Annotated in this window: 20 protein-coding genes; 9 read left to right on the top strand and 11 right to left on the bottom strand. The window is 60.3% G+C overall.

Annotated features, from left to right (window positions below; all coding sequences use genetic code 11):
- Positions 1 to 16 precede the first annotated feature (16 nt).
- Entirely contained in the window at positions 17 to 643 is a 627-nt protein-coding gene (locus HQN82_RS04785) for a DUF922 domain-containing Zn-dependent protease (RefSeq protein ID WP_004441483.1), read from the top strand.
- A 302-nt stretch (positions 644 to 945) separates the two neighbouring features.
- On the opposite strand, the gene HQN82_RS04780 is transcribed toward HQN82_RS04785, so the two are convergent.
- Entirely contained in the window at positions 946 to 1,266 is a 321-nt protein-coding gene (locus tag HQN82_RS04780; protein ID WP_006697584.1) for a 2Fe-2S iron-sulfur cluster-binding protein, read from the bottom strand.
- 131 nt (positions 1,267 to 1,397) lie between these two features.
- Positions 1,398 to 1,766: an Hpt domain-containing protein gene (locus tag HQN82_RS04775; protein ID WP_035211905.1), complete on the bottom strand. Its 369-nt coding sequence runs from the start codon at positions 1,764 to 1,766 to the stop codon at positions 1,398 to 1,400.
- Positions 1,767 to 2,243: 477 nt separating this feature from the next.
- Between HQN82_RS04775 and HQN82_RS04770 the strand changes: the two genes are divergently transcribed.
- On the top strand, positions 2,244 to 8,609 hold the full coding sequence (locus HQN82_RS04770; RefSeq protein WP_112765764.1) for an apolipoprotein A-IV repeat region-like domain-containing protein: 6,366 nt from the start codon (positions 2,244 to 2,246) through the stop codon (positions 8,607 to 8,609).
- Positions 8,610 to 8,719: 110 nt separating this feature from the next.
- On the opposite strand, the gene HQN82_RS04765 is transcribed toward HQN82_RS04770, so the two are convergent.
- A complete protein-coding gene (locus HQN82_RS04765) occupies positions 8,720 to 9,637 on the bottom strand; it encodes a PhzF family phenazine biosynthesis protein (RefSeq protein ID WP_006698029.1) in 918 nt (305 codons plus the stop codon).
- A gap of 307 nt (positions 9,638 to 9,944) precedes the next feature.
- Between HQN82_RS04765 and HQN82_RS04760 the strand changes: the two genes are divergently transcribed.
- Positions 9,945 to 10,718: an NAD kinase gene (locus tag HQN82_RS04760; RefSeq protein WP_173614595.1), complete on the top strand. Its 774-nt coding sequence runs from the start codon at positions 9,945 to 9,947 to the stop codon at positions 10,716 to 10,718.
- Positions 10,719 to 10,738: 20 nt separating this feature from the next.
- Positions 10,739 to 11,239, top strand: coding sequence for a hypothetical protein (locus tag HQN82_RS04755; protein ID WP_173614594.1), 501 nt, complete (start codon positions 10,739 to 10,741; stop codon positions 11,237 to 11,239).
- Positions 11,240 to 11,264: 25 nt separating this feature from the next.
- Here HQN82_RS04755 and HQN82_RS04750 read toward each other — a convergent pair whose 3' ends face one another.
- The 4 genes from HQN82_RS04750 to HQN82_RS04735 all read right to left on the bottom strand — a co-directional run bounded on the left by HQN82_RS04750 (position 11,265) and on the right by HQN82_RS04735 (position 17,085).
- Entirely contained in the window at positions 11,265 to 11,747 is a 483-nt protein-coding gene (locus HQN82_RS04750) for a cysteine hydrolase family protein (RefSeq protein WP_006698028.1), read from the bottom strand.
- Between the two features lie 75 nt (positions 11,748 to 11,822).
- Positions 11,823 to 12,954, bottom strand: a protein-coding gene (prfB, locus tag HQN82_RS04745; protein ID WP_004441463.1) for a peptide chain release factor 2 whose coding sequence is annotated in 2 segments (ribosomal slippage) — positions 11,823 to 12,884 and positions 12,886 to 12,954 — 1,131 coding nt in all. Because the reading frame shifts where the segments join, the coding sequence is not laid out codon by codon here.
- Positions 12,955 to 13,052: 98 nt separating this feature from the next.
- Positions 13,053 to 15,500, bottom strand: a complete 2,448-nt coding sequence (locus HQN82_RS04740) for a penicillin-binding protein 1A (protein WP_004441461.1) — start codon at positions 15,498 to 15,500, stop codon at positions 13,053 to 13,055.
- Positions 15,501 to 15,825: 325 nt separating this feature from the next.
- Entirely contained in the window at positions 15,826 to 17,085 is a 1,260-nt protein-coding gene (locus HQN82_RS04735) for an N-acetylmuramoyl-L-alanine amidase (RefSeq protein WP_173614997.1), read from the bottom strand.
- Between the two features lie 645 nt (positions 17,086 to 17,730).
- On the opposite strand from HQN82_RS04735, the gene HQN82_RS04730 reads away from it, so the two are divergent.
- Positions 17,731 to 20,625, top strand: coding sequence for an Rne/Rng family ribonuclease (locus HQN82_RS04730; protein ID WP_107327556.1), 2,895 nt, complete (start codon positions 17,731 to 17,733; stop codon positions 20,623 to 20,625).
- A gap of 228 nt (positions 20,626 to 20,853) precedes the next feature.
- Here HQN82_RS04730 and HQN82_RS04725 read toward each other — a convergent pair whose 3' ends face one another.
- From HQN82_RS04725 to HQN82_RS04715, 3 genes are all read right to left on the bottom strand, one after another.
- Positions 20,854 to 21,558 carry an SDR family oxidoreductase gene (locus tag HQN82_RS04725; RefSeq protein WP_173614593.1) on the bottom strand — a complete coding sequence of 235 codons (705 nt, stop codon included), beginning with the start codon at positions 21,556 to 21,558 and terminating at the stop codon, positions 20,854 to 20,856.
- Positions 21,559 to 21,703: 145 nt separating this feature from the next.
- Positions 21,704 to 22,066, bottom strand: coding sequence for an antibiotic biosynthesis monooxygenase family protein (locus tag HQN82_RS04720; protein WP_173614592.1), 363 nt, complete (start codon positions 22,064 to 22,066; stop codon positions 21,704 to 21,706).
- Entirely contained in the window at positions 22,063 to 22,389 is a 327-nt protein-coding gene (locus tag HQN82_RS04715; protein WP_004441442.1) for an NIPSNAP family protein, read from the bottom strand. The genes HQN82_RS04720 and HQN82_RS04715 overlap by 4 nt, the downstream gene beginning before the upstream one ends.
- A 74-nt stretch (positions 22,390 to 22,463) precedes the next feature.
- On the opposite strand from HQN82_RS04715, the gene HQN82_RS04710 reads away from it, so the two are divergent.
- Positions 22,464 to 23,147 carry an ArsR/SmtB family transcription factor gene (locus HQN82_RS04710; protein ID WP_042935937.1) on the top strand — a complete coding sequence of 228 codons (684 nt, stop codon included), beginning with the start codon at positions 22,464 to 22,466 and terminating at the stop codon, positions 23,145 to 23,147.
- Between the two features lie 23 nt (positions 23,148 to 23,170).
- Here the strand turns inward: HQN82_RS04710 and HQN82_RS04705 are convergent, their stop codons facing one another.
- Positions 23,171 to 24,328 (bottom strand): pyridoxal phosphate-dependent aminotransferase, encoded by a 1,158-nt coding sequence (locus HQN82_RS04705; protein ID WP_006698022.1) that lies wholly within the window; start codon positions 24,326 to 24,328, stop codon positions 23,171 to 23,173.
- 173 nt (positions 24,329 to 24,501) lie between these two features.
- Here HQN82_RS04705 and HQN82_RS04700 point away from each other — a divergent pair, with 173 nt between their 5' ends.
- From HQN82_RS04700 to accB, 3 genes are all read left to right on the top strand, one after another.
- Positions 24,502 to 25,269, top strand: coding sequence for a DsbA family protein (locus tag HQN82_RS04700; protein WP_173614591.1), 768 nt, complete (start codon positions 24,502 to 24,504; stop codon positions 25,267 to 25,269).
- 125 nt (positions 25,270 to 25,394) lie between these two features.
- Entirely contained in the window at positions 25,395 to 25,832 is a 438-nt protein-coding gene (aroQ, locus tag HQN82_RS04695) for a type II 3-dehydroquinate dehydratase (protein WP_004441429.1), read from the top strand.
- A gap of 25 nt (positions 25,833 to 25,857) precedes the next feature.
- The gene (accB, locus tag HQN82_RS04690) at positions 25,858 to 26,346 is read left to right on the top strand and encodes an acetyl-CoA carboxylase biotin carboxyl carrier protein (RefSeq protein ID WP_173614590.1); all 489 of its coding nucleotides are present in this window, start codon (positions 25,858 to 25,860) and stop codon (positions 26,344 to 26,346) included.
- The last annotated feature ends 7 nt before the right edge of the window (positions 26,347 to 26,353 follow it).

Raw genomic sequence — 26,353 nt, 5'->3', positions numbered from 1 at the left:
ACCGGAAGGCCGGGTCATGACCAAATCATCACGTGCTCTTTGCGCCGCTTTGGCGGTCGCAGTCGCACTTTCCATCCCCGGACCGGCTTTTTCCGAAACCATCGTCCGCAAGACCTATTCCTATTTTTCGATCAGCGGCAAAACCGCCGCCGACCTCGACCAGCAGCTTTCCAGGCACGGCCCGCTGACCCGCAATACCGGCGCTCGCCATCCGGGCGCGACCGAAATCAAATTCGGCGGCGAACTCACCTATGTCGAGAAAAACGGCCTTTGCAGCGTCGGAACCGCCAAAGTGGTGCTGAATACCCGGATTCTCCTGCCACAATGGAAAAACCGCCGCCGCACCACGGCGGAACTGGCCTTCATCTGGGATACGCTGCTTGCCGATATCAAGCGCCACGAGGAACGGCACGCCGAAATCGCCCGCACTCACGCCCGTTCGCTCGAAAGGCAGTTGACCGCGCTTCGCCCCCAGAAAAACTGTGAAACACTGCAGGAAATGGTTGGCAAGATCACCCAGACGGTGATGGACGAGCACGACAGGGACCAGATGCGGTTCGACGTGGTGGAATCGCGAAATTTCGATGCCCGCATGACACGGCTCCTGAAAAACCGGCTCGAACAGGGACAGAGCCGCCGCTGAGAGATCCGCGCCTTTCTTCCGACAAAGCTGAATGATTGGCCGACATGACGTAACGTGATGTCCGATCTCACCCGTGACTTCTGGTGATGGTGCGTCCGGTGAGACTCATTGTACGTTCTACATACGGTTTCGGACCATACTGTCTCAAAAGCTTTGATGGTCGCAGCCGCCTCCGGTTCTCCCGGTGCGCACTTGAGGGCTCGCAGGTGTTTCCTCCCTCGCCTGCATGCTGCGTACCCGCCTCGCCCCGCTCCCCGCTACCTTGGTGAGCGGGGCTTTTTCTGCCGCAAAGCCGTTTCGTCTCAGCCCTGGCGCTCAGGAACGTGAACGACGAGACCGTCAAGGTCGTCGCTCATCTTGATCTGACAGGAAAGACGCGAAGTCGGCCGCACATCGAAAGCGAAATCCAGCATGTCTTCTTCCATCGGCTCCGGCCCGCCAACGCGCTCCGACCAGGCGTCGTCGACATAGACATGACAGGTAGCGCAGGCGCAGGCACCGCCACATTCCGCGTCGATGCCAGGGATGGAGTTGCGCACGGCATTCTCCATCACGGTGGAACCGTTGCTCACGTCGAGTTCATGGGGCGTGCCGTCAAAGGCAACGATTGTCAGTTTTGTCATGCCGAAATCCAGAATGTGATCTAAGAACTGTTCTAAACACATAGAAAGGCCGGTTCGCCTTGGCAACCCGCTTGGAGGGCGCCCAGGGCCTCAACCGGCCTTGCGAAACCGCAATTTTGATGAATTACGCCTCAGCGGCAAAGTTTCAGGATGAAATTTTCCGCCTCGACAATGGCGGCCGCAAGCTTTGCAATCGCGACGCTGTCATTGCCACCAGCCTCCACGGCGGCGGCAGCCACAGAAACATCAAAGGCGCCGACAGCCTGTGCTGCGCCCTTCAAACGGTGCGCTGTCGCCTTCACGCCCGTGTCGCCGGCGCCCGCCATTTCGTGCAGCGCGGCGCGCGCATTGCGGCTGAACAGTTGCAGCACCTCGATCTCAAGATTCTTGTCGCCCATCGTCTGACGGGCCAGATGATCGAAATCGATAGGCTTTTTTCCAGTGACCGGCGCGCCGCCGCAATTATCGGGCGCTTCGAAAGCGATACTGACTGCTGCCATGTCTCAAATTCCTGTCTTGCCGTTTCCTGTTTCGTGTCACATCTGTGTCGTATTCAGGCATCCTAACCCGTGCTATCGGCTTAAATTACGGCGTGACGCGGCTGAAAATCTTCTGCTATGGTTAATTTATGTTAAACTTATGCGAAACAAGGCGTTCAGCGTGAAACTCAGGTTTAAAAACTGTTAAAAAGCCGACACTTCGCCACCACCGCAAATCCGCATTAATTGTTTCGAACACCTAAATGTGTCACTACGGTACTGCTGTTGCTGCGAGGCCTAAGCACAAGCTTTGTTATTGCGGCACAGTGTTGTAATTTCGCCCGAAAGCTGGATCACCAGCATTCGGGATTTGGTAAGTGGCGGGATTGTTCTCTCTTGGAGGGATATGTTCCGCTGGCATGATGGCGGCAGTCCGCCTGCATAGGCAGGCGGTCCAACGGCATGAAGCCGGGCGTATGTGTAACGAGGCGTAACCGCATGGCGAATAACAAGATCAGCGACTCTGTCGACGAGACTGCTTTCCAGGCATTGGAAGATGCCCTGCAGCTTGGCGCTTTCGAAGAAAAGCCGGAGACGCGGAAGACTGCAGCGCCGAAGCAGCCGGAGGCCAGAGTGAAGGAAGCCAGCAGACCGACCCCTGCTCCCGAAGTCGCGCGCACGCCTGTCGAACCGGCGCCGAAATCGCCCAATCTCGAAGCGGCCAATGACGGGTCCAAGCGCAGCCCGGCCATGATCCTCAAATCGCTGGAAGGCGGGTCCATCGGCGGCGCGCTTCGCAACGCCACGATCATGTCGGTCATATGGGCGCTCGGCGGCCTTGGCATCGCGCATCTTCTTTACGGCAATGCGCTCTGGAATATCGGTTCGCTTTCCGACCTCGCCGCGATCCCCGGCCTGATGGCGATCGTCGTCGGCATTCTGGTGCCGGTCATGTTATTCTTCGCCTTCGCCATCATGATGGCGCGTGCCCGCGATCTGCGCAACGCCGCCCGCTCCATGGCGGAAGTCGCGCTTCGTCTTGCCGAACCCGAAACCGTTGCCTCTGACCGCATCATGTCCGTTGGCCAGGCGGTTCGCCGTGAAGTCTCGGCCATGAATGACGGTATCGAGCGCACCATTGCGCGTGCGACCGAACTCGAAACCCTCGTCCATTCCGAAGTCAATGCGCTTGAGCGCAGCTATGCGGACAATGAGCTGCGCGTGCGCAGCCTCGTGCAGGAACTGACCGCCGAACGCGACGCAATCGTCAACCATGCCGAGCGCATCCGCTCCTCCATCGTCGGCGCGCAGGAACAGATCAAGGAAGAACTCTCCATCGTCGGCGAAGAGCTTTCGATGCGGATCGCCACGACCGGCGAGGCCTTTGCGTCGATGATCGACACACGTTCGGCGGCTCTCCTGGAAAAATCGCGCGCTTCGACGGAAGCGATGGGCAGCCTGATCGCTGCCAAGACCGAGAACCTGCTGCAGGCGCTGAACTCCTCCGGCACGACGATTTCCAACGAATTCGACATGCGGCTGCATAATCTCACCTCGACGCTGGACGAACGCGGTGAAGTGCTGCTCGAACGTTTCGCGATCCATGCCTCGACGCTCGACAGCGGCGTGGAAAGCCTCAACAGCGCGCTTGAGGAACGCACCCGCCAGCTCAACGAGACGCTTTCCAGCCGCACGCTCGAGCTCAACCGCAATATCGAACGCGGCCAGCAGATCATCGGCGGTTCGCTGGATACCGTGCTCGACAAGCTCTCCACGACGCTAGAGGAAAAAGGACTCTCCTTCCGCCAGAGCCTGCAGAGTACGGCCGACGACGCCATCATGGATCTCGATCTCCGCTCCGGCCTCTATGAGGAACGGATGCAGGCGACGGTGGGTCAGGTCAACTCGGCCTTCGATGAACACGTGGCGCAATTCGCCAGCGCCTTCGACCAGCGCGCCGGCAGCCTCGATAGCAAGCTGATGGAAAGCCTTGCCCGGATCAACGAAACCGTGGCGGGCGGTTCTGAAGCGCTAGACACCATGTTGAGCGCCGGTCTGGAACGCATCGGCACCACCATGACCGATCAGTCGCTGGCGCTCGCCACCGCGCTCGGCACGGGTCAGGAAATGCTGGAAAGCGCGCTTGAGGCCCGGACTCAGGCCTTCAGCGACGCGATCGGCCAGCGCACCGCCGAAATCACAGACGTCTTCGCCAATTCGCACGAGAAGATCGACGCCGTGCTGTCGGAACGCAGCAACGCCCTGTTCGGCGCGCTTTCGGCCAGCCAGAACCGTTTCGACGAAGCGCTCGCCAGCCGTTCCATGGCTATTACCGGCTCCGTCTCCGGCACGGCAGAACGCCTCGCTGCCATGCTCGACGAACGTGCAGCTGCGATCAACAACGTCGTCGCCGACGTGGAACGTCGCCTTGCCGAAACGCTCGAAACGCGGGCCGCAGCCATTACCGGCGCAGTCTCCGGCATCGAGGACCGCATCTCCGACACGCTGGAAAGCCGCACGGCTGCCCTGCACGACGTCGTCTCCGGAGCCGAGAGCCGTATCGCCGAAACGCTTGATGGCCGCACGGCTGCGCTTTCCAGCACCATTTCCGGCGTCGAGGAACGTATCGCCGACACCATGGACAGCCGCACGCTGTCGCTCGACATGACCTTCGCCAATGTGGAGGAACGGCTTTCCGAGACGCTCGACAACCGCACCTCCGCCCTCACCGGCATCGTAGCGAGCGCCGAAGAGAAAATTGCGGGCGCGCTGGACAGCCGTACAGCCGCGCTCGGCGATGTGGTGGCGGGCGCCGAAACCCGGATTGCAGAAACGCTGGACGGCCGCACCGCAGCCCTCAACGCCGTGGTTTCGGGTGCGGAAGAACGCATCACGGATGCACTCGACAGCCGCACGATGGCGCTGGATATGGCCTTCTCCGGAGTCGAGGAAAAAATCACCGAAACGCTCGATACACGCACCGCGGCCCTCGGCGAGTTGGTGGCCAGCGCCGAAACCCGCATCGCCGGCGCGCTCGACAGCCGGACGGATTCGCTGAAGTCAGTCGTTTCCGGCGCGGAAGAGCGCATCACCGACGTCCTCGACAGCCGAACCATGGCGCTCGACATGAGCTTCTCGGGCGTGGAGGAAAAGATAGCGGATATTCTCGACGGCCGCACCGCCGCCCTGCACAGCGCCGTTTCCGGCGTGGAAGACCGCATTGCCAGCGCGCTGGACACCCGCACGGCGGCTCTTTCCGGTATCGTATCGGGTGCGGAAGAACGCATCGCCGATGCGCTCGACAGCCGCACCATGGCGCTCGACATGACCATTTCGGGTGTCGAAGAACGGATCGCCGAAGCCATGGACGCCAGGGCGTCATCGCTTTCGCTTGCGGCGGCCGGCGTCGGCCAACGCCTGGAAGCCACTGCTTTCACGCTTGAAAATGCGCTTGCCAGCGGCCATGAGCGGCTCGAAACCATGCTCGGCTCGCAGGCCGAGCGTATTGCCGGATCGCTGGAACGCAACAGCGGTCTGATCGAGCTAAGCGTTTCGGGCGCGGCCAACCGCATTGAAAGCGTCGTTGAGGACGGCAGCACCCGGTTTGCGCAGACCGTGGAAGAAGGCGTCTCGCGCCTCGAAAGCAATCTTTCGCAATCGCACGAGGACATCCGCAGCACGCTTGAGCAGCGTCAGGCAGAAATTGCAGCCACGCTCAGCTCCGCCACGACCCAGATGGGCGACATGCTCTCCGAGCAGGCGATGATGATCGGCACCACGGTCGCCTCCAGCGCCAGCATGCTTGAACTGTCGCTCGAAACCCAGCAGGAAACGCTGCAGAAGGCGATTGACGGTAGTGCGGCAACGCTGGAAGAGCGTCTTCGCAACAGCGCCGGCGATATCGCCGTCAAGATCGGCGAAGCCGCACGCGAAATCGGCGGCGCGACGGACGCCCTCTCCTCGAAAATCGAGACCTCTATCGGCAACGTCACCACCCGTCTCGACGAAACCGGCACCCGCATCGAGACCTCTCTCGATACGCTTCAGGCACGCGTCGGCGGCGATCTCGCCAATGTGAACACGTCGATCGAGGATGCCGGCCGCCGCTTCGCCGAGGCGCTGGAAGACAAGACAGCCGTCTTTGCGCGCACCAGCGATGAGGCCGCCGAGCGGATTACCGGCATCCTGGACGAGCAGACGACCCGCGTTGCCGACACCTTCGAAAGCCGCACCAGCCGCCTGGCCGAAACCTTCGATACCGGCACGGCCCGCATCGATGAGCGCCTCGGCACGATGGACCGCGCACTGACGATCGGTCTCGAAAACGTCAATCGCACCATCGAAGGCAAGGCCACCGATCTTGCTGTCAGCCTGCGTGGCGCGGTCACCTCTGCCACGCAAAGCATCGGCGACGAAGCTGCCCGTTCCTCCGCTCTGCTGGCGAAGTCCGGCGCGGAGTTCGCCGAACAGGTGCAGGCACAGAACGAGGCCTTTACCAAGGCCATCGAGGAACGCTCGGGTGAAATCGTCAACCGTATTTCGGATGCACAAACGCGCCTCTCCGGCCAGGCTGCCGCCGTGGCGCAGACCTTCTCCGAGGCGGGCAACATCATCGTCAACAAGGTTGCCGAGGCTGAAGCCGTTGTCCGCTCACAGGTTGGTGTCATTTCCGAGACTTTGACGGGTGTTGAATCCGCCCTCGACGCGCGCGGCGAATCGATCCGTTCGGCACTGGACAACCGCACCCGCGAACTCAACTCGATGCTGGCCAGCCGCTCCGCGGAGCTGTCTCGTCTTATCGAGGAGAAAGCCAAGCCGGTCGTCGACGAATATGCCACCATTGGCCGCGAAGCCGCCGAAAAGATCGTGTCCGCTGCCCAGCAGAGCGCCGAGCTTCTGTCGCAGAGCAATAGCGGCATGGTCGGCATGGTGGAGCAGGCAATCAGCGATTATGCCGCCGCCGGAACGGATGCGGCAAGCAAGCTGGTCGCAGCCACCCGCCAGAGCACCGACATGTTGTCGGAAACCCATACTGCAATGGCGGACGCCGTCGAACAGGGTATCGACAAATATGCCCGCGCCGGAAGCGAAGCAGCCAACAAGCTGGTTGCCGCCACTCGTCAGAGCACGGATATGCTGTCGCAGACCCATAACAGCATGGCCGAAATCGTCGAACAGTCGGCAACCAACTTCAATTCGGCCGTTGAGCGCGCCGCTCAGGGCTTCGGTGCAGCGGATGAAGCGCTGAATGCGTCTGCAGCCCGTTTCTCGGAGTCCGCGTCGCAGGCCGCCGACATGGTGTCCAGTTCCAGCCGTCTGCTGGAAGGAAAGATCGACCGTCTGTCGAATATTTCCGGCCAGACGCTGGCGCAGGTCGCTGGCATCGTCAGCCGCTTCGAAGAACATTCGAAGGTGCTGAGCCAGGCATCCGAGCTGCTGAATGCCGCCCAGTCGAGCCTCGTCGGCACGCTGGAAGAACGCCAGGATGCGTTGCGCAGCCTGTCTGTCGGCCTCGTCAAGCGTTCCGAGGAAATCGAAAGCGCCATGCGCAATGTCATTGGTGTGGTGGAAACCACACTTAACGAGGCTGAAGAGCGTTCGCAGAACGTCGCCGGCAACCTGCGTGAAAATCTGCAGGCTTCCTTCTCCGATATCGGCCGCTCGCTTGATGAAACCGAACAGCGCGCCCGTTCGGCGGCACAGACCATGCGGGGCGCCCTGCTCGCCGCCGGTCAGGATGCCAGCCGCTCGATCGAGAGCACGCTCTCCGACGCGCAGAAATACTCCGACGAGCTGGTCAACCGCCTGCGCGGCGGTGTCGAATCCTCTCTCTCCGAAGTCGACAACCTTCTCGGCAGTGCTTCCGAAAAATCCAATGCGGCCGCAGCCAACCTCAAGGAAACGCTGCGCCAGGCTGTCGAGGAAGCGGTGAGCCGCTTTGCCGGCGCGACCGATGAAATCCGTCGTTCCAGCCACGATATCCGCCGCGAACTTGACGCGACCCGCGCCGAACTGAAGCGTGGTGCCTTCGACCTGCCGGAAGAAGCCAAGGAAAGTGCGGCCGCAATGCGCCGCGCCGTATCCGAGCAGATCAAGGCGCTGCAGGATATTTCCCAACTCGTCGGCCGCTCGACGCAGCAGATGGAAGTGTCCGAGCCGGTTGCCCGCGCCATCGCCGCAACCCAGCCCGCCGTCGAGCGCCGTGTAGAGCCGCGCCCGCAGCCCGCAGCCCCGGCGCCGGTTCAACAGCAGCGCCCGGCGCAGCAGCAGCCAGCATCTGCCCTGCGCGGCACGTTGCCGCTCGAAAATCGCCAGGTCGAAAACCGCCAAGTCGAGAATCGTCAGGCACCCGCTCCGGCGCAGCCGGTCGCACCAAGCCAGGCGGGACGTCGCGAAGAAGGCGGCGGCTGGATCAGCGATCTGCTGCGCGGCGCCTCCCAGGAGACGCCCGCAGCCTCCGCACCGCGCGCCAGCACCGAGCAACAGCCGACCCGCGCAGCCGACACCCGTAATCCCCGTCACATGGTGGAATCGCTGAACTCGCTCTCCGTCGACATCGCCCGCGCCATCGATCACGATGCGTCGGTGGAACTGTGGCGCCGTTACCAGCGTGGCGAACGCGACGTCTTTACGCGTCGTCTCTACACGCTGAAAGGCCAGACGACCTTCGACGAGATCAAGCGCAAATATGAGCGTGAAGCGGAGTTCCGCACCGCCGTTGACCGCTATATCAACGATTTCGAGAAGCTGCTTGCCGATGTGGCCCGGACCGACCGCGACCGGACCGTGACACAATCCTACCTCACCTCAGATACCGGCAAGGTCTATACGATGCTTGCCCATGCGGCGGGTCGGTTCAATTGATCCGAACGACACTGAAAGAAAAACCCCGGTGAAGACCGGGGTTTTTCTTTTGCGCGAGCCAGTTGCTTCGCCATCCTTTCACGCTGGGCATTTGACCAGTATGGCCTGCATCAAATCTCGAACGTGCCTGATGCAACCCGCACCGCGTGGCCGCCGATGCGGGCGCGGCCGATTTCGCCGTCCTTGATGTCCATGCGCAGGTGGATGTGAGACGGCCTTTCCATCTCCACCCCCTGCTCGATCAGAAGCGGATAATGTCCGTCAGTCAGCCCGTCGAAATGGTGGATGGCGCCGGAAAGCGCGGCGGCGGCCGAGCCGGTTGCGGGGTCTTCGGCAATGCCCATATCCGGGGAGAACATACGGGCATGGAACTTTGCGGCGTGATTGACACCGCCGCGACAGTAAATATAGGCCGCCGTCAGCAGCCCCTCAACCAGCGGTGCGGTGCGCAGCCACAGACCGGCGTCGAAATCCATATCACGCACTGCGGCGATATTATGCATCGGCACCAGCAGGAAAGGCACGCCGGCCGTCCAGATCGATGGCACATGATTTTCAAAACCGAGATGGCCTTCGCTGACACCCAGCGCATCGGCCAGGGCGGCATGATCGAGGGGCAGGTCCACCCTTGAAGATCTGCGCGGCAGATCGAATTCCGCAAAGCTGACGGCGCCGGCGCGCATTTTCACCGCGCAGCGCACGGGCCCCACCTTCTCCTCGAGTACGCAGACCATATCGATGTCGTCATCGCCATCCCCTCGATTGCGCTCGGCAATCGCTACCGCGGCGCCGACGGTCGGATGTCCGGCGAAAGGCAATTCACCCGAGGGTGTGAATATGCGCAGGGAAGCCGCGTGCGCAGGGTTGCTGGAGCGATTGATGAAAACGGTCTCGGAGAGATTCATCTCCCGGGCGATGGCCTGCATCGTCCCCTGATCGAGGTCATCGGCGTCATACATTACCGCCAGCGGGTTTCCCGCCATTTTCGTCTCGGTAAACACATCATAGATATTGTAGTGCAGCGCCACACCCGTCTCCTGCCATTCGAAACCTCGTCTGCCTTGCGCAAACTGCATCAGGCCGCCTTACACCGCAACCCTTGTTGCGACAGGAAATCAAGAAGCTGTGGAACGGCGCGATTCAATGGCATGGCCTTGAGAACGTCTCTCTGCCCGAAAGGCCTTGTCGCCGGCGGCCGTCTTCATGTACCAAGGATGCGTCTTGCGGCTTGCGACCGGAGGTCTTGAACGACTTTCGAAGATTGCGAACCGCTTCAACAGGTTACATTGCAGTCGCAGGCCGGGTCCCGGTCTTCGCCGTTGTCGAGGGAAGCGGATGTCGCATTCTACCTATTCACTATCCTTCGTAGCCTCCGCGACTGCGGAGGCGCAGGCGGCGCTGGAAGAGCTGAAAAGCGCTTATGGCAATACTCCGTTTGTCGAAGCGGACGTCATCGTGGCTCTCGGCGGTGACGGATTCATGCTGCAGATTCTCAACGAGACGATGAATTCCGGCAAGCGTGTCTACGGCATGAACCGGGGCTCGGTCGGCTTCCTGATGAACGATTACCGGGTGGAAGGCCTCATCGAACGCATTGCGGTGGCAAGCGGCAACGATTTCCACCCCCTGCGCATGACGACGACGGATTCCGACGGCGACGAGTTTACGGCGCTCGCCATGAACGAAGTCAGCCTGTTCCGCCAATCGCATCAGGCTGCCAAGCTTCGGGTCGAGGTGGACGGCAAGGTTCGACTGGAAGAGCTGATCTGCGACGGCATGATGGTGGCGACGCCAGCAGGGTCCACGGCGTATAATTTTTCCGCCCATGGACCGATTCTGCCGCTGGAATCGCCGCTGCTTGCACTGACGCCGGTCAGCGCTTTCCGTCCGCGGCGCTGGCGCGGCGCGCTTTTGCCGAATAAGGTCACGGTCGACATTCATGTTCTCGAACGCGACAAGCGCCCGGTGAACGCGGTGGCCGACCACACCGAGGTGAAATCCGTTCGTCATGTACGGATCGCACAATCGCAGGACAGGACGGCCAGAATTCTCTCGGATCCGGACCGTTCGTGGTCGGACCGGGTCCTCGCCGAACAGTTCAACAATTGAAGCCAACGATCGACAATGCCATGCAACTGACAAGAACCCTCATCGCAGCCTGCCTTTTCGCCGCCGCCGTGCTTCCGGCGCGGGCGCAGACGGAAGCGATTGACGCGCTGCCGGTTTCGGCGATCTTTGTCACCAGCAGCGGCATGTGGGAAGATCGCAATCTTGAGCCGGTGAAGGGGCCTGACGGGCAGCTGCGGCCCCCACCTGCCTCACCAACGCGCGGCTATTACAAGGTCATCGCCATACGCCAGGGCGATGGTACGGCGAAAATTTATCTGCAGCGCATCGCCTTTACCGCCGAGGGGCCGAATCTTCTCGAAAATATCGAGCTCGAGGAATTCAGTCAGATGAAGTCCTATGTCACGGATATTCGTCCCGAAAGCTCGAATGGAGCGCCCGCCTCGCCCGGCCTTTTCGTGACGGTTTATCTCAAGACCGATCCGATGAGCAAGGAAGCGGAAAGCTGGACGATCCTGATCGACGAGCTGGGTGAGATGAAGGTTGAGAAGGCTTCGAACTAGCCCGTGATTGGCCGGTGGGCAGTCGTCATGCAATAGTCTGGGTGTTCAACTCATGAGGGCCATCCAGAACTGCACCGAAATGATGCTTCCACAAGCGCGCGCCCAGTTCGCCGCTGCGGTCGAGACTCGAGCCGACCGTCAGCCACGGCAGAAGCGTGGGATGAAGTCCCGCATCGAAAAGCGCAAAACCGGCAGCCAGAACGCAGGTATCGGCCTGGATGCCGCAGACCAGCACGCGGTCGAGCTTCAGCGACAGAAGATAGTCGATGGCCTCCCGTGGCGGCGCATAGCCATGTTTGATGAAGATGCGATCGGCAACCACCAGCGACTCATCGTCCCTGCCCGGCTTCCAGCCCAGTTGCCGTTCAAATGGCGTCACGCTTTCGTCATGGCGTTCGACAGTGGCGAGGCTGGGCATGGTCTGCGCGAGACTGGATATCTCGGCAACCAGCGTTGCCGGAGGATTGAAGCTCGGCTGGACGTCGACGATATAGAGCGCCTGATTCATGCATCTCCTCTAATGAAAAACCCCTCGCAATGGGTTCGCGAGGGGTGATCTTTTTCGATCGAAGCGCCTGGGGCCTCAGTCGATATCCGCCACGTCCACATCCGCACCGCCGCTGATGCGGTGGGCAAGAGCGGCTTCCATGAATTCGTTCAGGTCGCCATCCAGCACGTTGCCGGGCGCCGTGCTTTCCACGCCGGTACGCAGATCCTTCACCAGCTGGTAAGGCTGCAGGACGTAGGAGCGAATCTGGTGGCCCCAACCGATATCGGTCTTGGATGCCGCCTGCGCATTGGCCGCTTCTTCCCGCTTCTGCAGCTCCACCTCATAAAGGCGGGCACGCAACATGTCCCACGCCTTGGCGCGGTTCTTGTGCTGGGAGCGTTCCTGCTGGCAGGCGACGGCAATACCGGTCGGAATGTGCGTGATGCGCACGGCTGAGTCCGTGGTGTTGACGTGCTGACCACCCGCACCGGACGAACGATAGGTATCGATGCGGCAATCGCTTTCATTGATATCGATCTGGATCGAATCGTCGACGACGGGGTAAACCCAGACGGAAGAGAACGACGTGTGGCGACGCGCGTTGCTGTCATACGGCGAAATGCGGACGAGGCGATGCACGCCCGATTCCGTCTTCAGCCAGCCAAAGGCATTATGTCCCTTGACGAGGATCGTCGCGGACTTGATGCCAGCTTCTTCGCCATCGTGGACTTCCAGAACCTCGACCTTGAAACCTTCACGGTCGGCCCAGCGGGTATACATGCGCAGCAGCATGTTCGCCCAGTCCTGGCTTTCGGTGCCGCCAGCGCCGGAGTGCACTTCGAGATAGGTATCATTGCCGTCGGCCTCGCCTGAGAGCATGGCTTCCACCTGACGGCGGTTTGCCTCGCTCTTCAACGCCTTCAGCGCGTCTTCGGCGTCCTTGACGATTTCATCATCGCCCTCCATCTCGCCGAGTTCGATCAGCTCGATATTGTCCCGGAGCTGCTGCTCCAGCGCCTTGACGCCATTGATGCTGTCATCGAGCTGCTGGCGCTCGCGCATCAACTTCTGCGCCTCTGCGGCATCGTTCCAGAGGGTCGGATCCTCTGCCTTGTTGTTCAACCAGTCCAGTCGTCTTATCGCCTGGTCCCAGTCAAAGATGCCTCCTCAGCAGGCTTATGGCCTGCTTGATTTCGTCGACTACGTTCACGATTTCATTGCGCATTTCGCTGGTTCTTCACCTTCATTGAAACTCGTTGCTCAAATAAATGCGGGGGGCGCGGATGTAAAGACCCGCGCCCCCGCCAAACGTCATGGCTGATGTCAATAAAGGCCGCCGCCACCGCCGGTGATGGCCTGCTGCGCCTGTGGCGAGGTCTTCAGAATATCTTCCTGCGACATGTAGCCTTCAGCACCGATGACCGAGAAGCTATCGGCCGGGCCTGTGCCGGGCTTAAAGGCTTCCATGATCGTGTCCGGTTCGCCTTCCGCTGCCGCCATGCCGGTCTTGCGGTTGACGGCGACGAAGTTCATGCCTGCAGGCACGATGAACTTGCTCGGCTGGAGATGCTTGGCCGCATCGGCGATGAATTCACCGAAAATCGGCGCAGACAGCGAGCCGCCGGTACCACCGCGACCGAGCGGTGCGGGCGAGTCGAAACCAATGTACAGGCCGGCGACCATGTCCGGAGTGTAACCGACGAACCAGGCATCCTTTTCATCATTGGTGGTGCCCGTCTTGCCGGCAACCGGCAGATCGACCTTGATCTTGCCTGCGGCCGTACCGCGCTGCACGACACCTTCTAGCATGGAGGTGGTCTGATAAGCGGTCATCGGGTCCAGAACCTGTTCGCGGTTGTCGACGATCACAGGCTCATCCTGGTTCTGCCAGCTGGTAGCGTTGCAACCTTCGCAGGCGCGCTCCTCATGACGGAATATCGTCTTGCCGTAACGGTCCTGAATGCGGTCAATCAGCGTCGGCTTGATCTGCTTGCCACCATTGGCGATGACCGAATAGGCCGAAACCATACGCATCACGGTGGTTTCACCCGAACCGAGCGACATGGAGAGAAGCGGCGGCATCTTGTCGTAGATGCCGAAGCGTTCCGCATATTCCGCCACCAGATTCATGCCCATGTCCTGCGCCAGACGCACGGTCATCAGGTTACGGGACTTTTCGATGCCGAGGCGCAGGGTCGAGGGACCTGCAGAACCGCCGCCGTAATTCTGCGGTTTCCAGACCTGGCCGCCCGACACCACCTCAATGGGCGCATCGAGAATAACCGATGCCGGCGTATAGCCATTGTCGAGCGCCGCTGCATAGATGAACGGCTTGAACGAGGAACCGGGCTGACGCATTGCCTGCGTCGAGCGGTTGAACTCCGATTGCGCATAGGAGAAACCGCCGACCATGGCCAGAACGCGGCCGGTATGCGGGTCCATCACCACCATACCACCCTGCACCTTGGGCGGCTGCCGCAGCCGATATTCATTTCCGGAGCTGGAAAGCGGTTGCGCATAGATGACGTCACCGACTGTCAGGACGCCAACCGGAGACTTGGCGGTGGCTTTCTTGCCTGCCGCGTCACGATAGGCCCAGCGCATGTTCTCCGCAGAGATGTGACCGCGCGTGCGCTTGTCGCCATCTTCCGCATCGGGGTCGGCCTGGATGCCGATATCGACACCATCTGCGGCAACCGCAAGCACGACCGCGACCTTCCATTCCGGAACGTCTCTCAAGCCCTTGACCTTGGCAAGCGCAGCCGTCCAGTCGCCGGCCGTCTCGATCTTTTCGATGGGCCCACGGAAACCGCGACGCTCATCATACTGCACCAGACCATCCTGAAGCGCCTTGCGGGCCTCCATCTGAATCTGGGGATCAAAGGAAGTGCGAACGGAAAGGCCGCCTTCGAGAAGTGCTTCCTCGCCGTATTTCTCAACGATCTGGCGGCGGACTTCCTCTGCAAAGTAGTCGGACGCGAAGATATGCGCGCCACCGCGGCGCAGGTTCACTCCAAGCGGCTGTTTCTTGGCGTCTGCGGCGTCGGAGGCCGTGATATAGCCGTTTTCGGCCATGCGGTCGATCACCCAGTCGCGACGCTCGAGAGCCGCCTTTTCGCGGCGGATGGGATGGTAATTGGCCGGGCCTTTCGGCAGCGACGCCAGATAGGCGGTTTCCGCAATGGTCAGTTCCGTCACCGACTTGTTGAAATAGGTGAGCGCCGCGCCGGCGATGCCGTAGGAATTCAGGCCGAAGAAGATCTCATTGAGATAAAGCTCAAGAATCTTGTCCTTGGAATAGGTCTGCTCGATGCGGAAGGAAAGAATGGCTTCCTTGAGCTTGCGGTCGATGGTCTGGTCGTTTGTCAGCAGGAAGTTCTTCGCGACCTGCTGGGTGATGGTGGATGCGCCCACCGGACGGCGGCCGGAGCCGAAATTCTGGATATTGACGAGAATGGCACGGCCGAGGCCCCACACATCGACGCCGGGGTGATTGTAAAAATTCTTGTCTTCCGCGGACAGGAAGGCGGCCTTCACCCGGTCGGGAATGGCCTGGATCGGCAGGAACAGGCGCTTCTCATGGGCATATTCCGCCATAAGCGCACCATTGCCCGCATGCACGCGGGTCGTGACCGGCGGTTCATAGGTGCTCAGAACTGCGTAATCCGGCAGGTCCTTCGTCACGCCGTGCAAATAAATCGCACCGGCGGCGGCGGCGCACAGGAAGAGCACGCTGGCCAAGCCGAAAAAATATCCAATCAGTCTGATCATACCAAGCTACCGATAATTCGAATCGTAACCATCCACGCCCGAGGAAACGGGCGCATCTTTGCATATCGCGTGCCGTTTTGCACACCATACCTTCGATGACAAGCCGGATACGGCAGCATTCGCTGATATGTTACCGGGCCACCAGCCCGCAACTCCGCGCCAACGCTTTGCGGACCGCCACCGAATCCGAGTTCCGAGTAACGCGGCGAATGTGAGTAAAATAGGGCTCGGCCCCGTTATTCATCCGCAAGGTCCCGAATTGAACAGCATTTTTAGCGATCAATGGCAACGCGGCAACAGCTCTGCCGACGCGGCGCATTTCCCTTCAACCACCGTTCGCCAGAGCCTTCGAACGGTACCGCCCGACGGCTGTTGCCAGCGTATCGGCCACCTTCTTGCGCCATTCCGCATCGAGAAGCAGCTTCTCGTCGTCAGGATTGGAAAGGAAACCAAGCTCGAGAAGCACCGATGGCACGTCATGGGCGCGCAACACCATGAAACCGGCGTAACGATGTGGATTGTTGATGAGACCAACCTGCCCCTCGAAGGAAGAAACGATGTTTTCGGCAAGCGTCACCGAGAACGCCTGGGTTTCCCGGCGCGTGAAATCGAGGAGAATATCGGCGACTTCCGGCGGCTCGCTGGAAACGGCGACACCGGCGATCTGGTCGGACTTGTTTTCACGCTCCGCCAATTCCTGCGCCATACGGTCCGACGCGCGATCGGACAATGTATAGACGGTCGCGCCGCGTATGCCCTTCTGTTTCAGTGTATCGGCATGCAGGGAGATGAAAAGATTGGCGTTGTTCTGCCGCGCGATCGTCACGCGTTCGGACAAGGCAAGAAATGTATCGGAATCGCGCGTCAGGAAGGCCTTTATGCCGGGCTCGCGGTTCAGGCGCTCCGCGAGCTCCTTCGCGAACATCAAGGTGATGACCTTTTCCTCGGTGCCCGTCGTGCCGCCTGAGGCGCCGGCATCGATGCCTCCATGACCGGCGTCGACCGCGATGACGAATTCCGCCGGGCGGGAAGTCTTGTCCGCGGGAGAAATCGCGGCGGTGGTAACGGGCGCAGGCGCCTGCCAATGCTGCTCCTTCACAAGTTCGGCGAACTTGCCCTTGGTGGTGATTTCCGTATCGAGGACGAAACGGAAGGACTGCCCGTCATCGGCCTTTTTCGTTTCAGCGACCGCCACCCGCACCGGCTTCTTCGCCGTCAGCACGATACGGGCGCTGTTTTCCCCCATTCCGCCGAAGCGAATATCGGAAAAAAGGCCGGTCGGCCTGAGATCGGATGCGGAAAAGCTGAAATTCACCGCCGGGAAGTCCACGACGATGCGGGCGGGCGAATCGAGATAGTGAACGTCGAACTCCGGCTCTTCGGCAAAATCGAGAACGATGCGCGTGCGCGCCTCATCACCGATAATGCGGGCCTGATGCGCGACAAGCGGCTCCGTGGCCTGGACGGCCGGAACGACGGAAACCGAGGCGACGGCAGACACTGTCACGACAGCCGCAAGCCGCGCGATTCGCGCGCCAATCCACCCTGCCCCACCTGATTTCGTTGCGCTGCGCGTGAAATTCATGGTCTTCAAGAAATTCCGTATTTCAGTCATTTTCGATAACCGGCGCGGTAAAACACCCGGAACGGTGCCGTTTCAACCACGCCGGACGACAATTTGCGCGTTTGCGCCTCACCATCGCAGGCCTTGGTGAACCAATTGTTAACCCGGAAATTCCACCAACAATATGGCATATTTAGCCAGCCTATTGCTATTATGACAGAGAAAACATACAACATGGATGAGGGTTAAAAGTGTTGACGGGATAGATGCCCGCCGGCTGCCAATCGAAAAAGACGCTGGCGCTGCAAATCGGGCAATCATCTGCCGTCGTTACATTTATCCTGAAACTCGATCAATTCCGGCCGTGGCCGGAGACCTACCCGGTGGCGCTGCCACCGCCGCTCTGAGGAGAGCAAATTCATCGGACCCCAAGGGGTCTATATATTATTGTCGTTCCGCCTGGCCAATGATGTCGCAGCAGTTTTCACATGAACCGGATACCAGGAGCAGGCCAAGCGCCTCGCCGTCGGTCCGGATGCTGCCAGTTTACAGACGCCCGGCAGGAGACTTCATTTCCGGCACATCCTTGCACTCATATGAAAGGCTCGTCCGTGTGGCGGGCCTGTTCTCGTATAAAACAAGGCTGCGCCGAGGAGCACAGCTTACATGGCAGACAAAATGCTTATCGACGCCTCCCACGAAGAGGAGACACGCGTAGTCGTTGTCCGTGGGAACCGGATCGAAGAATTCGATTTTGAATCGGAACACAAAAAACAGATCCGCGGCAATATCTACCTTGCCAAGGTCACCCGCGTTGAGCCCTCCCTCCAGGCGGCCTTCGTGGATTACGGTGGAAACCGTCACGGCTTTCTCGCTTTCGCGGAAATCCATCCGGATTATTACCAGATCCCGCTCGCTGATCGTCAGGCCCTGCTGAAAGCGGAAGCCGAGGATCATCGCCGCAGCGACGATTTCGAATCGGCCGATGCGCCTGAGCCCGCCGCCCCGATGATCGACCTTTCGCAGGTGGATCAGCCGGATGTCGGCATTGTTTCCGCAAGCGAAACCACTGAGACCGTTGTGACGGAAGAAGCTGCACCCGTCGTGGAAGCGGTTTCCGAAGAAGCGGCCGTCGAAGTCGTCGCGGAAGAAGCGCCGGCTGAGGAAGAAAAGCCGAAGAAGCGCGTTCGCCGCCCCCGCGCCAAGAAGAAGACAGCCGAAGAAATCGCAGCCGAGGCGGCAGACGCGTCTTCCGAAGACGATGGCAGCACCGGCGGTGAAATGGCCGCGATGGTCGATACCGACACGATTTCCGAGGAAGTCGAAGGTCTTCGCCGCGGCAATGACGATGATGACGACGACGATGACGATCACCACGAAAAGGAAGTGATCGAATCCGTCGGCGCCGAAGACGCCATGGAAGAAGTTCCAGATCGCGTTGCCCGCAAGCCGCGCAAACAATACCGCATCCAGGAAGTCATCAAGCGCCGCCAGATCCTTCTCGTGCAGGTGGCCAAGGAAGAGCGCGGCAACAAGGGTGCTGCACTCACCACCTATCTGTCGCTGGCCGGCCGTTACTCCGTGCTGATGCCGAATACGGCGCGTGGCGGCGGTATTTCCCGCAAGATCACCCAGCCGACTGACCGCAAGCGTCTGAAAGAAATCGCGCGCGATCTGGAAGTGCCGCAGGGTATGGGCGTCATTCTGCGCACCGCAGGCGCCAACCGCACCCGCGTCGAAATCAAGCGCGACTTTGAATATCTGATGCGCCTGTGGGAAAACGTCCGCACGCTGACGCTGAATTCCACGGCTCCCTGCCTCGTTTACGAGGAAGGCTCGCTGATCAAGCGTTCGATCCGCGATCTCTATAACAAGGATATCAGCGAGATCATCGTTTCCGGCGAAGAAGGCTATCGTGAAGCGAAAGACTTCATGAAGATGCTGATGCCGAGCCACGCCAAGGTTGTTCAGCCTTACCGCGACATTCACCCGATCTTCTCGCGCTCCGGCATCGAAGCGCAGCTCGACCGCATGCTGCAGCCCCAGGTGACGCTGAAGTCCGGTGGCTACCTCATCATCAACCAGACCGAAGCGCTGGTCTCCATCGACGTCAACTCCGGCCGTTCGACACGCGAGCATTCCATCGAGGAAACCGCGCTGACGACCAACCTGGAAGCTGCGGAAGAAGTGGCACGCCAGCTGCGTCTGCGCGACCTTGCCGGTCTTGTCGTCATCGACTTCATCGACATGGAAGAAAAGCGCAACAACCGCGCCGTCGAGAAGAAGCTCAAGGACTGCCTGAAGAACGACCGCGCCCGCATCCAGGTCGGCCGCATCTCGCATTTCGGCCTTCTGGAAATGTCGCGCCAGCGCATTCGCGCTTCGGTGCTGGAATCGACCACGCAGGTCTGCCAGCATTGCGGCGGCACGGGTCACGTGCGTTCGGAATCCTCCATCGCGCTGCATGTGCTGCGTGGTGTCGAGGAATATCTGCTGCGCAACACCACCCACAACATCACCGTGCGTTGCACGCCGGAAACGGCGCTCTATCTGCTCAACCACAAGCGCGGCACGATTGTCGATTATGAAGGCCGCTTCGGCGTGTCGATCATCATTGCCGCCGACTCCGGCGTCGGCGCCCAGCATTTCGCCATCGATCGCGGTGAAGCCGTCGAAAATCCCGTGAAGATCGAAAGCCTCATCCAGATGCTGCCGAACTTCGTGGAAGAAGAAGACGATTTTGTCGCCGAGGTGGAAGAGGACGAAGACGAGGAAGAAATCGTCAAGACCGAAAGCGCCCAGCCCCGTCAGCAGCAGCAGGGCGACAATGGCGAAGAAGGCAAGCGCAAGCGCAAGCGCCGTCGCCGCCGTCGTGGCAAGGGCGGTCAGAACGACCAGAACGGCTCGCTTGAGGCCGGTTCCGGCAACGACGCTGACGGCGACGATGCCGAGGGTGATGACGACGGGATCGACACCGATGACAATGGGGTTGAGACCGAAAACGGCACTGCGGAAGCTGTAACCTCCGAAGAGGAAAGCAAGCGCAAGCGCCGCCGCCGCGGGAAGCGAGGCGGTCGCCGCAATCGTGCAGAGGACGAAGCTCTCGACGCTTCCGGCGCTGAGGACGAAGGCGAAAGCGAAAGCGACGAAGCGCCTGTAACTGAGGCACCGGTAACCGAAGAGGCGACCGCAGCCGAAGTGGTGGAAGGTGTCGTTGCCGACGTCGTGGAAGAGGAAGCGCCGAAGAAGCCGCGCCGTACCCGCAAGGCGAAGGCCAAGACGGAAACCGAAGAAGCGCCGAAGGCCGAAGCCGTTGAAACGGTGGAGCCGGTGATCGTTGAGGAAACCGTCGTGGATGTCGCTGTTGAAGAAGCAGGCGAAGCGTCGGCCGATGTCGCTCCGCAGGCGGAAGCACCGGCGAGCGAAGAAAAGGTCCGCGCGAACCGGGGCAGCAATGTTTCAACTTCGGAGCCGGTGGTTACATCGTCGTCTCCCAATCCCGATGGCGACGAGCCGAAGCCGCGCAAGGGCGGTTGGTGGCAGCGCCGCGGCTTCTTCTGAGAGAAGCTACATTTTGGATAAAAGACGCCCGCAACGATGTTGCGGGCGTTTTCTTTTATGGATGCAAAGAACGGGCCCTTTTAGGGCCACTAACATTTTCTCATCCCATGCTTGTCACAGGAACGCAGTCAACGCATTCTCACGGCGGGAGCGCCCTTTCAGCCCAAGGATCTGGGCTGGCTGGATCCCTTTAACAGGCACGGGATGAGGAGTGGGAGAGGCCAACCGTCAGACAGACCTTGTGAGACCACCATCCACGCGGATATTCTGGCCGGTAATATATCCTGCCCCCTCAGATGCGAGAAATGCCACTGTGGCGGCGATCTCTTCGCTCTTGCCGTAACGTTGCATCGGAACGCTTTCGCGGCGTTCTTCCGTCGCCGGCAGGCTGTCGATCCAGCCGGGAAGGACATTGTTCATGCGGACATTATCGGCTGCGTAGGTATCGGCAAAAATCTTGGTGTAGGAGGCAAGGCCGGCGCGGAACACGGCGGATGTCGGGAACATGCTGCTCGGTTCGAAAGCCCAGGCAGTCGAGATGTTGACGATCGCGCCCGCCCTCTGCCTTACCATGACCGGGGCGATGATGCGCGTCGGGCGAATGACGTTCATGAGGTAGACATCGAGCCCGGTATGCCATTGTTCGTCGGTAATATCGAGGATGGCGGCGCGCGGGCCATGGCCGGCGCTGTTCACCAGCACGTCGATACGGCCGAATCTCTCAAGCGCCAGATCCGTCAGCCGTTGCAGGTCTTCATTGGACTGGTTGGAACCGGTAACGCCGATGCCGCCCAACTCTTTCGCCAGCGCCTCTCCCTTGCCTGAAGACGACAGGATAGCGAGCTTGTAACCATCCGCGGCCAGGCGTTTCGCAACGGCAGCTCCCATGCCGCTGCCGCCTGCCGTCACCACCGCCGCTTTTTCTGCCGACATCGCTTTTCTCCCATTCCAAGTCTGACGGACAAGCCCGTATGGCGGTCCTTCTTCAGCTTAAACTGTCTCATCTTTAACGGGTTTCCAAGACGAGTTCGAACCAGAAAGGCTTGTCGAGGCATGCAGAAAAATTGATGCTGATGCGTCAGCCCGGGCCGACACCCGTCGGGTGAGCAGACCGGCTATCCGCCGGTGCTTCCTCCCTCTCCTGCAAACCATAGTCACGCATCACATGCGCGATACGCAACCTGTAATCGGAGAAGACGCCAGTCCGGCCGAGCGACTGGGCGGCGCGATGAGGCAGGGTGTTGCGCCACGCTTTCACCGCCTCCTCATCACGGAAGAACGACAAGGAGAGCATCTTGTTCGGATTGCCGATGCTCTGAAACCGCTCGACGGAGAGGAAACCGTCGATGGTTTCAAGTTCTCCCCGCAGGCCGGCGGCCATATCCAGATAATGTTGCTTCTCGCCTGCGGCTGGCCAGACCTCAAAAATAACGGCGATCATCGTCCGGCTCCCGCGTGGGGGGCGGATGCGAGGCGCAGAAACAGTCGGTCCTCGCGACGGATGAATTGTTCGCGGCGCGCGAATTCATAATTTTCCTGCCCGGCCGGATCGGCGGCGAGCCGCGCCCTATAGGCTTCGTAAGCGGCGAGGTTTTCGATGTTGTAGACACCGTAGGCAATGGTGCTCGATCCCTCCTTCGGCGCGTAATAACCGATCAGATCAGCCCCGCAACGCGGGATCGCCTCTCCCCAGTTGCGGGCATAGCGTTCGAAGGCATCGACCTTGAAAGGATCGATCTCGTAGCGGATGAAACAGGTCAGCATCGTTTGTCTCCTCATGTTCTGCCTCTCCCTTCTACGCCATTGCCATGCCTCGATGCTTCGGTTACCATCGAAGCATGAAAGACGGACCCGTGATTGCCAATGTTGCCGCCCTTATCGGCGATCCTGCCCGCGCCAACATCTTGACGGCGCTGATGGACGGGCGCGCGCTGACAGCGAGCGAGCTCGCGGAAGCCGCGGGTGTGACCCTGCAAACTGCCAGCGGTCACCTGTCAAAGCTCTCGGACGCACAATTGCTGAAAGCGGAAAAACAGGGTCGACATCGATATTTCCGCCTCTCCGATGAGGATGTGGCGCAGGTTCTGGAAGCGTTGATGGGGCTTGCCCAACGCACTGGCGCGGTACGTGTGCGCACCGGGCCGAAGGACAAGGCGCTTCGTGAGGCGCGCATCTGCTACGATCATCTGGCCGGGGAAAGCGGCGTGGCACTGCTTGCCGCCATTACCGCAAAGGGTCTCCTGACGTTAGGTGATGATCCTGCCTTAACGGAGAGCGGACGCGACTTCTTCTCGAACTTCGGCATAGACCTTTCGCCGCTCGAAAAGGCCCGCCGCCCGGTCTGCCTGCATTGCCTGGACTGGAGCGAACGCCGGCATCACCTCGGCGGCGGGCTTGGCGCATCGCTTCTTGAAGCGATGCAGCAGCGCGACTGGTTGCGGCGCGGAAACGGCCGTGTGCTGACCTTTACTGCCAAGGGTGAAAAGGCGTTCAACAGCACCTTTGGCTGCACGCCCGCCTGATCTCCCCAGCGTATGATACCCGGTTATTTCAGCCAGCCGGCTATACGCCCAACGGCCTCGGCAATGTCAGACACGGAACCCGCATAAGAAATCCGCAGCGCCCTGTGGCCTTCCTCCGGGTCGAAATCCATGCCTGGTGTCGCTGCCACGTCGATTTCTGCCAGCATACGCTTTGCGAAATCCATGCTGTCATTGGAAAAACGGCTGGTATCGACATAGGCATAAAACGCGCCATCCATTGGGGATGCCAGCGGCAGGCCTATTTCCGGCAGTCGCGCCATCAGGAAATCGCGATTGGTGCGATAGCTCTCCCGATAGACATCCAGTTCCTCGGCCGCCGAAAAGGCTGCGGTCGCCGCAAGCTGCGACAGTTCAGGCGGGGAAATATAAAGGCTCTGGGCCAGACACTCGACCGGACGGACGAGGTTTTCCGGCAAGACCATCCAACCGATGCGCCAGCCCGTCATGCAATAATATTTGGAGAAGGAATTGATGACCACCGCATTGTCGGTGATTTCGAGTGCGCTCGTCTCTTCGCCGACGAAGGTAAGGCCGTGGTAAATCTCATCGGAAATGAAGGCCATGTCGCGGCTTTCGCAATAGGTCGCAAGCCGCTTCAGCGCCTCGCGGCCTGTGACGGTGCCGGTCGGATTGGCCGGGCTTGCCAGCAGAACGCCCTTCAGCTTGCAGCCCGCTTTCGTTTCCGCACGCTCCAGACTTGCCGGCGTCAGCGTGTAGCCGGTTTCAGCCGTGACCGGCACTTCCACGACGTTGAGGCCGAGAGCCTTCAGGATATTGCGATAGGCCGGATAACCGGGCCTCGCGATCGCGACATGATCGCCCGCGTCGAAAAGGCTGAGAAAGGCAAGATTGAAGGCCGCTGACGAGCCCGTTGTCACGGCGATGCGAGCCGGATCAATCGCGACCTGGTGACGCAACCGGTAATGGCCGGCAATCGCCTCCCGCAGTTCGCGCAGGCCGAGCGCATCGGTATAACCGATCCGCCCATGTTTCAGCGCCTCTTGAGCCGCTGCCAGCGACGCCTTCGGTGCGGGATGGGAGGGCTGGCCGACCGCCATGGAAATGACGGGGCGGCCCGCCTGCCTGCGCCTGTTCGCCTCCGCCAGAATATCCATGGCGTGAAAGGGTTCGACTGCGCTCCGCTTCGACATCGTAATCAAGGGCATGCTCTTTCCTGAACCGTATTTCAGAGACTTGCCGCAGAATCACAATCTTCACAATCATGCGACCATAATGCGGACAAGTATTTTTGCCGTATGGCATTTGGCTTAAAGTAAGGTAATTGCCTTCATAAGATTTCAAGAGGCTCCGGCCGCACAGAATGAGGACCGATATGGCGCATTTTCTCCGTTCCACCCTTCTTGCCAGCGTGACGGCCCTTTCAGCGGTATTCGCCTCCCTGCCCGCGCATGCGCTCGATGAGCAGCAGAAGAAGGAAATGGGCGAGTTCATCAAGCAGTATCTGATCGAGAACCCGGAGATCATGCTTGAGGTTCAGGATGCGCTTGAGCGCAAGCAATATGCGGCGCGCAACGCCAAGGCGGCAGAGGCGGTCGCCGACAACAAAAAGGCGATCTTCGAATCGAAATTCGATCTGGCACTCGGCAATCCCGATGGCGACGTCACACTCGTTGAGTTCTTCGATTACAACTGCGGTTATTGCAAACGCGCCATGGGAGACATGGACAACATCCTGAAGAGCGACAAGAAAATACGCGTCGTGCTCAAGGAATTCCCGATCCTCGGACCGGAATCGGTCGCCGCACATCGGGTCTCCAATGCCGTGAAGCTGCTGGCGCCGGCCAAATATCCGGAGTTCCAGCGCACGCTCCTCGGCGGCCGCGGACGGGCGAATGAGGACAGCGCCATGGAAGTCGCGACCTCGCTCGGCCTCAAGGAAGCCGATATCCGCAAGTCGATGGCGGAAAACCCCAATGATGCGCAGGTGCAGGAAACCTACAAGCTGGCAAACAGCCTCGGCATCACGGGAACGCCGTCTTATATCGTCGGCGAAGAGGCGGTTTTCGGCGCCGTCGGCGCCGACCCGCTGAAGGAGAAAATCGCCAATATGCGCAGCTGCGGTAAAGCCACCTGCTCCTGATTGCTAAAAAAGCAAGTGCATTCCCTGTGAGATGCCGGCCTCGCGGCCGGTTTACGGCTTGCAGGGGCTTTTCCTTGGCGGCTGCGCAGTCTATAGGTGTCGCTGATTTTCGTATGGAAACGTGAATGAGCAACATCATCATCGTCATCAACGGCCCCAATCTCAACATGCTGGGAAAAAGGGAACCGGGTATCTATGGTGGCAAGACGCTGAAGGACATCGAGAATGATTGTCTTCAAGCCGGTGCCGATCTCGGTTTCGCAGTGGAATTCCGCCAGTCCAACCACGAAGGCGTGCTCGTGGACTGGTTGCATGAGGCGGGAGAAAGGGCGGCGGGTGTCGTCATCAATCCCGGCGCTTACAGCCACACCTCTATCGCGTTGCACGACGCCATTCGCGCGATTTCCACGCCCGTCGTGGAAGTGCACATTTCCAACATCCACGCCCGGGAAGAGTTCCGCCACAAATCGATGGTCTCACCGGCAGCGAAGGGCATGGTCTGTGGTTTCGGACCATATGGATACGTCATGGCGCTTCACGCGCTGAAAAACATCACGGCATAAAAAGAAACAAAGAATAGGGTTTGTCATGTCTGAAAAGAAACAGGGTATCGACAAGGAACTGATCCGCGAACTCGCGAATATCCTCAACGATACCGACCTTTCGGAAATCGAAGTGGAGCAGGATGACCTGCGCATCCGCGTTTCGCGCGCCGCTCCCGCAGCCACGGTTTATGCCGCAGCACCGCCCGCTTATGCACCGGCTCCCGCAGCAGCGCCCGCCGCGCCGGCAATCGCGGCCCCTGCTGCTCCGGCAGCAGCCGCTGCACCGGCACGCAACCCGGCAAACACCGTGTCTTCGCCCATGGTTGGCACAGTCTATCTCTCGCCAGCCCCTGGCGCCCGCCCCTTCATCGAAGTCGGCGCAACCGTCAAGGAAGGCCAGACACTTCTCATCGTCGAGGCCATGAAGACCATGAACCAGATCCCGGCTCCGAAGTCCGGCAAGATCGTGGAAATCATCGTCAACGACGCACAGCCCGTGGAGTATGGCGAAGCCCTCGTGGTCATCGAATAGAGGCGGT

The sequence above is a fragment of the Agrobacterium pusense genome, assembly GCF_013285525.1.
In the GTDB taxonomy this organism is placed as follows: domain Bacteria; phylum Pseudomonadota; class Alphaproteobacteria; order Rhizobiales; family Rhizobiaceae; genus Agrobacterium; species Agrobacterium pusense.
Note: the sequence above shows the minus strand (reverse complement) of the source record. Positions and strands in the feature narration are given on the sequence as shown.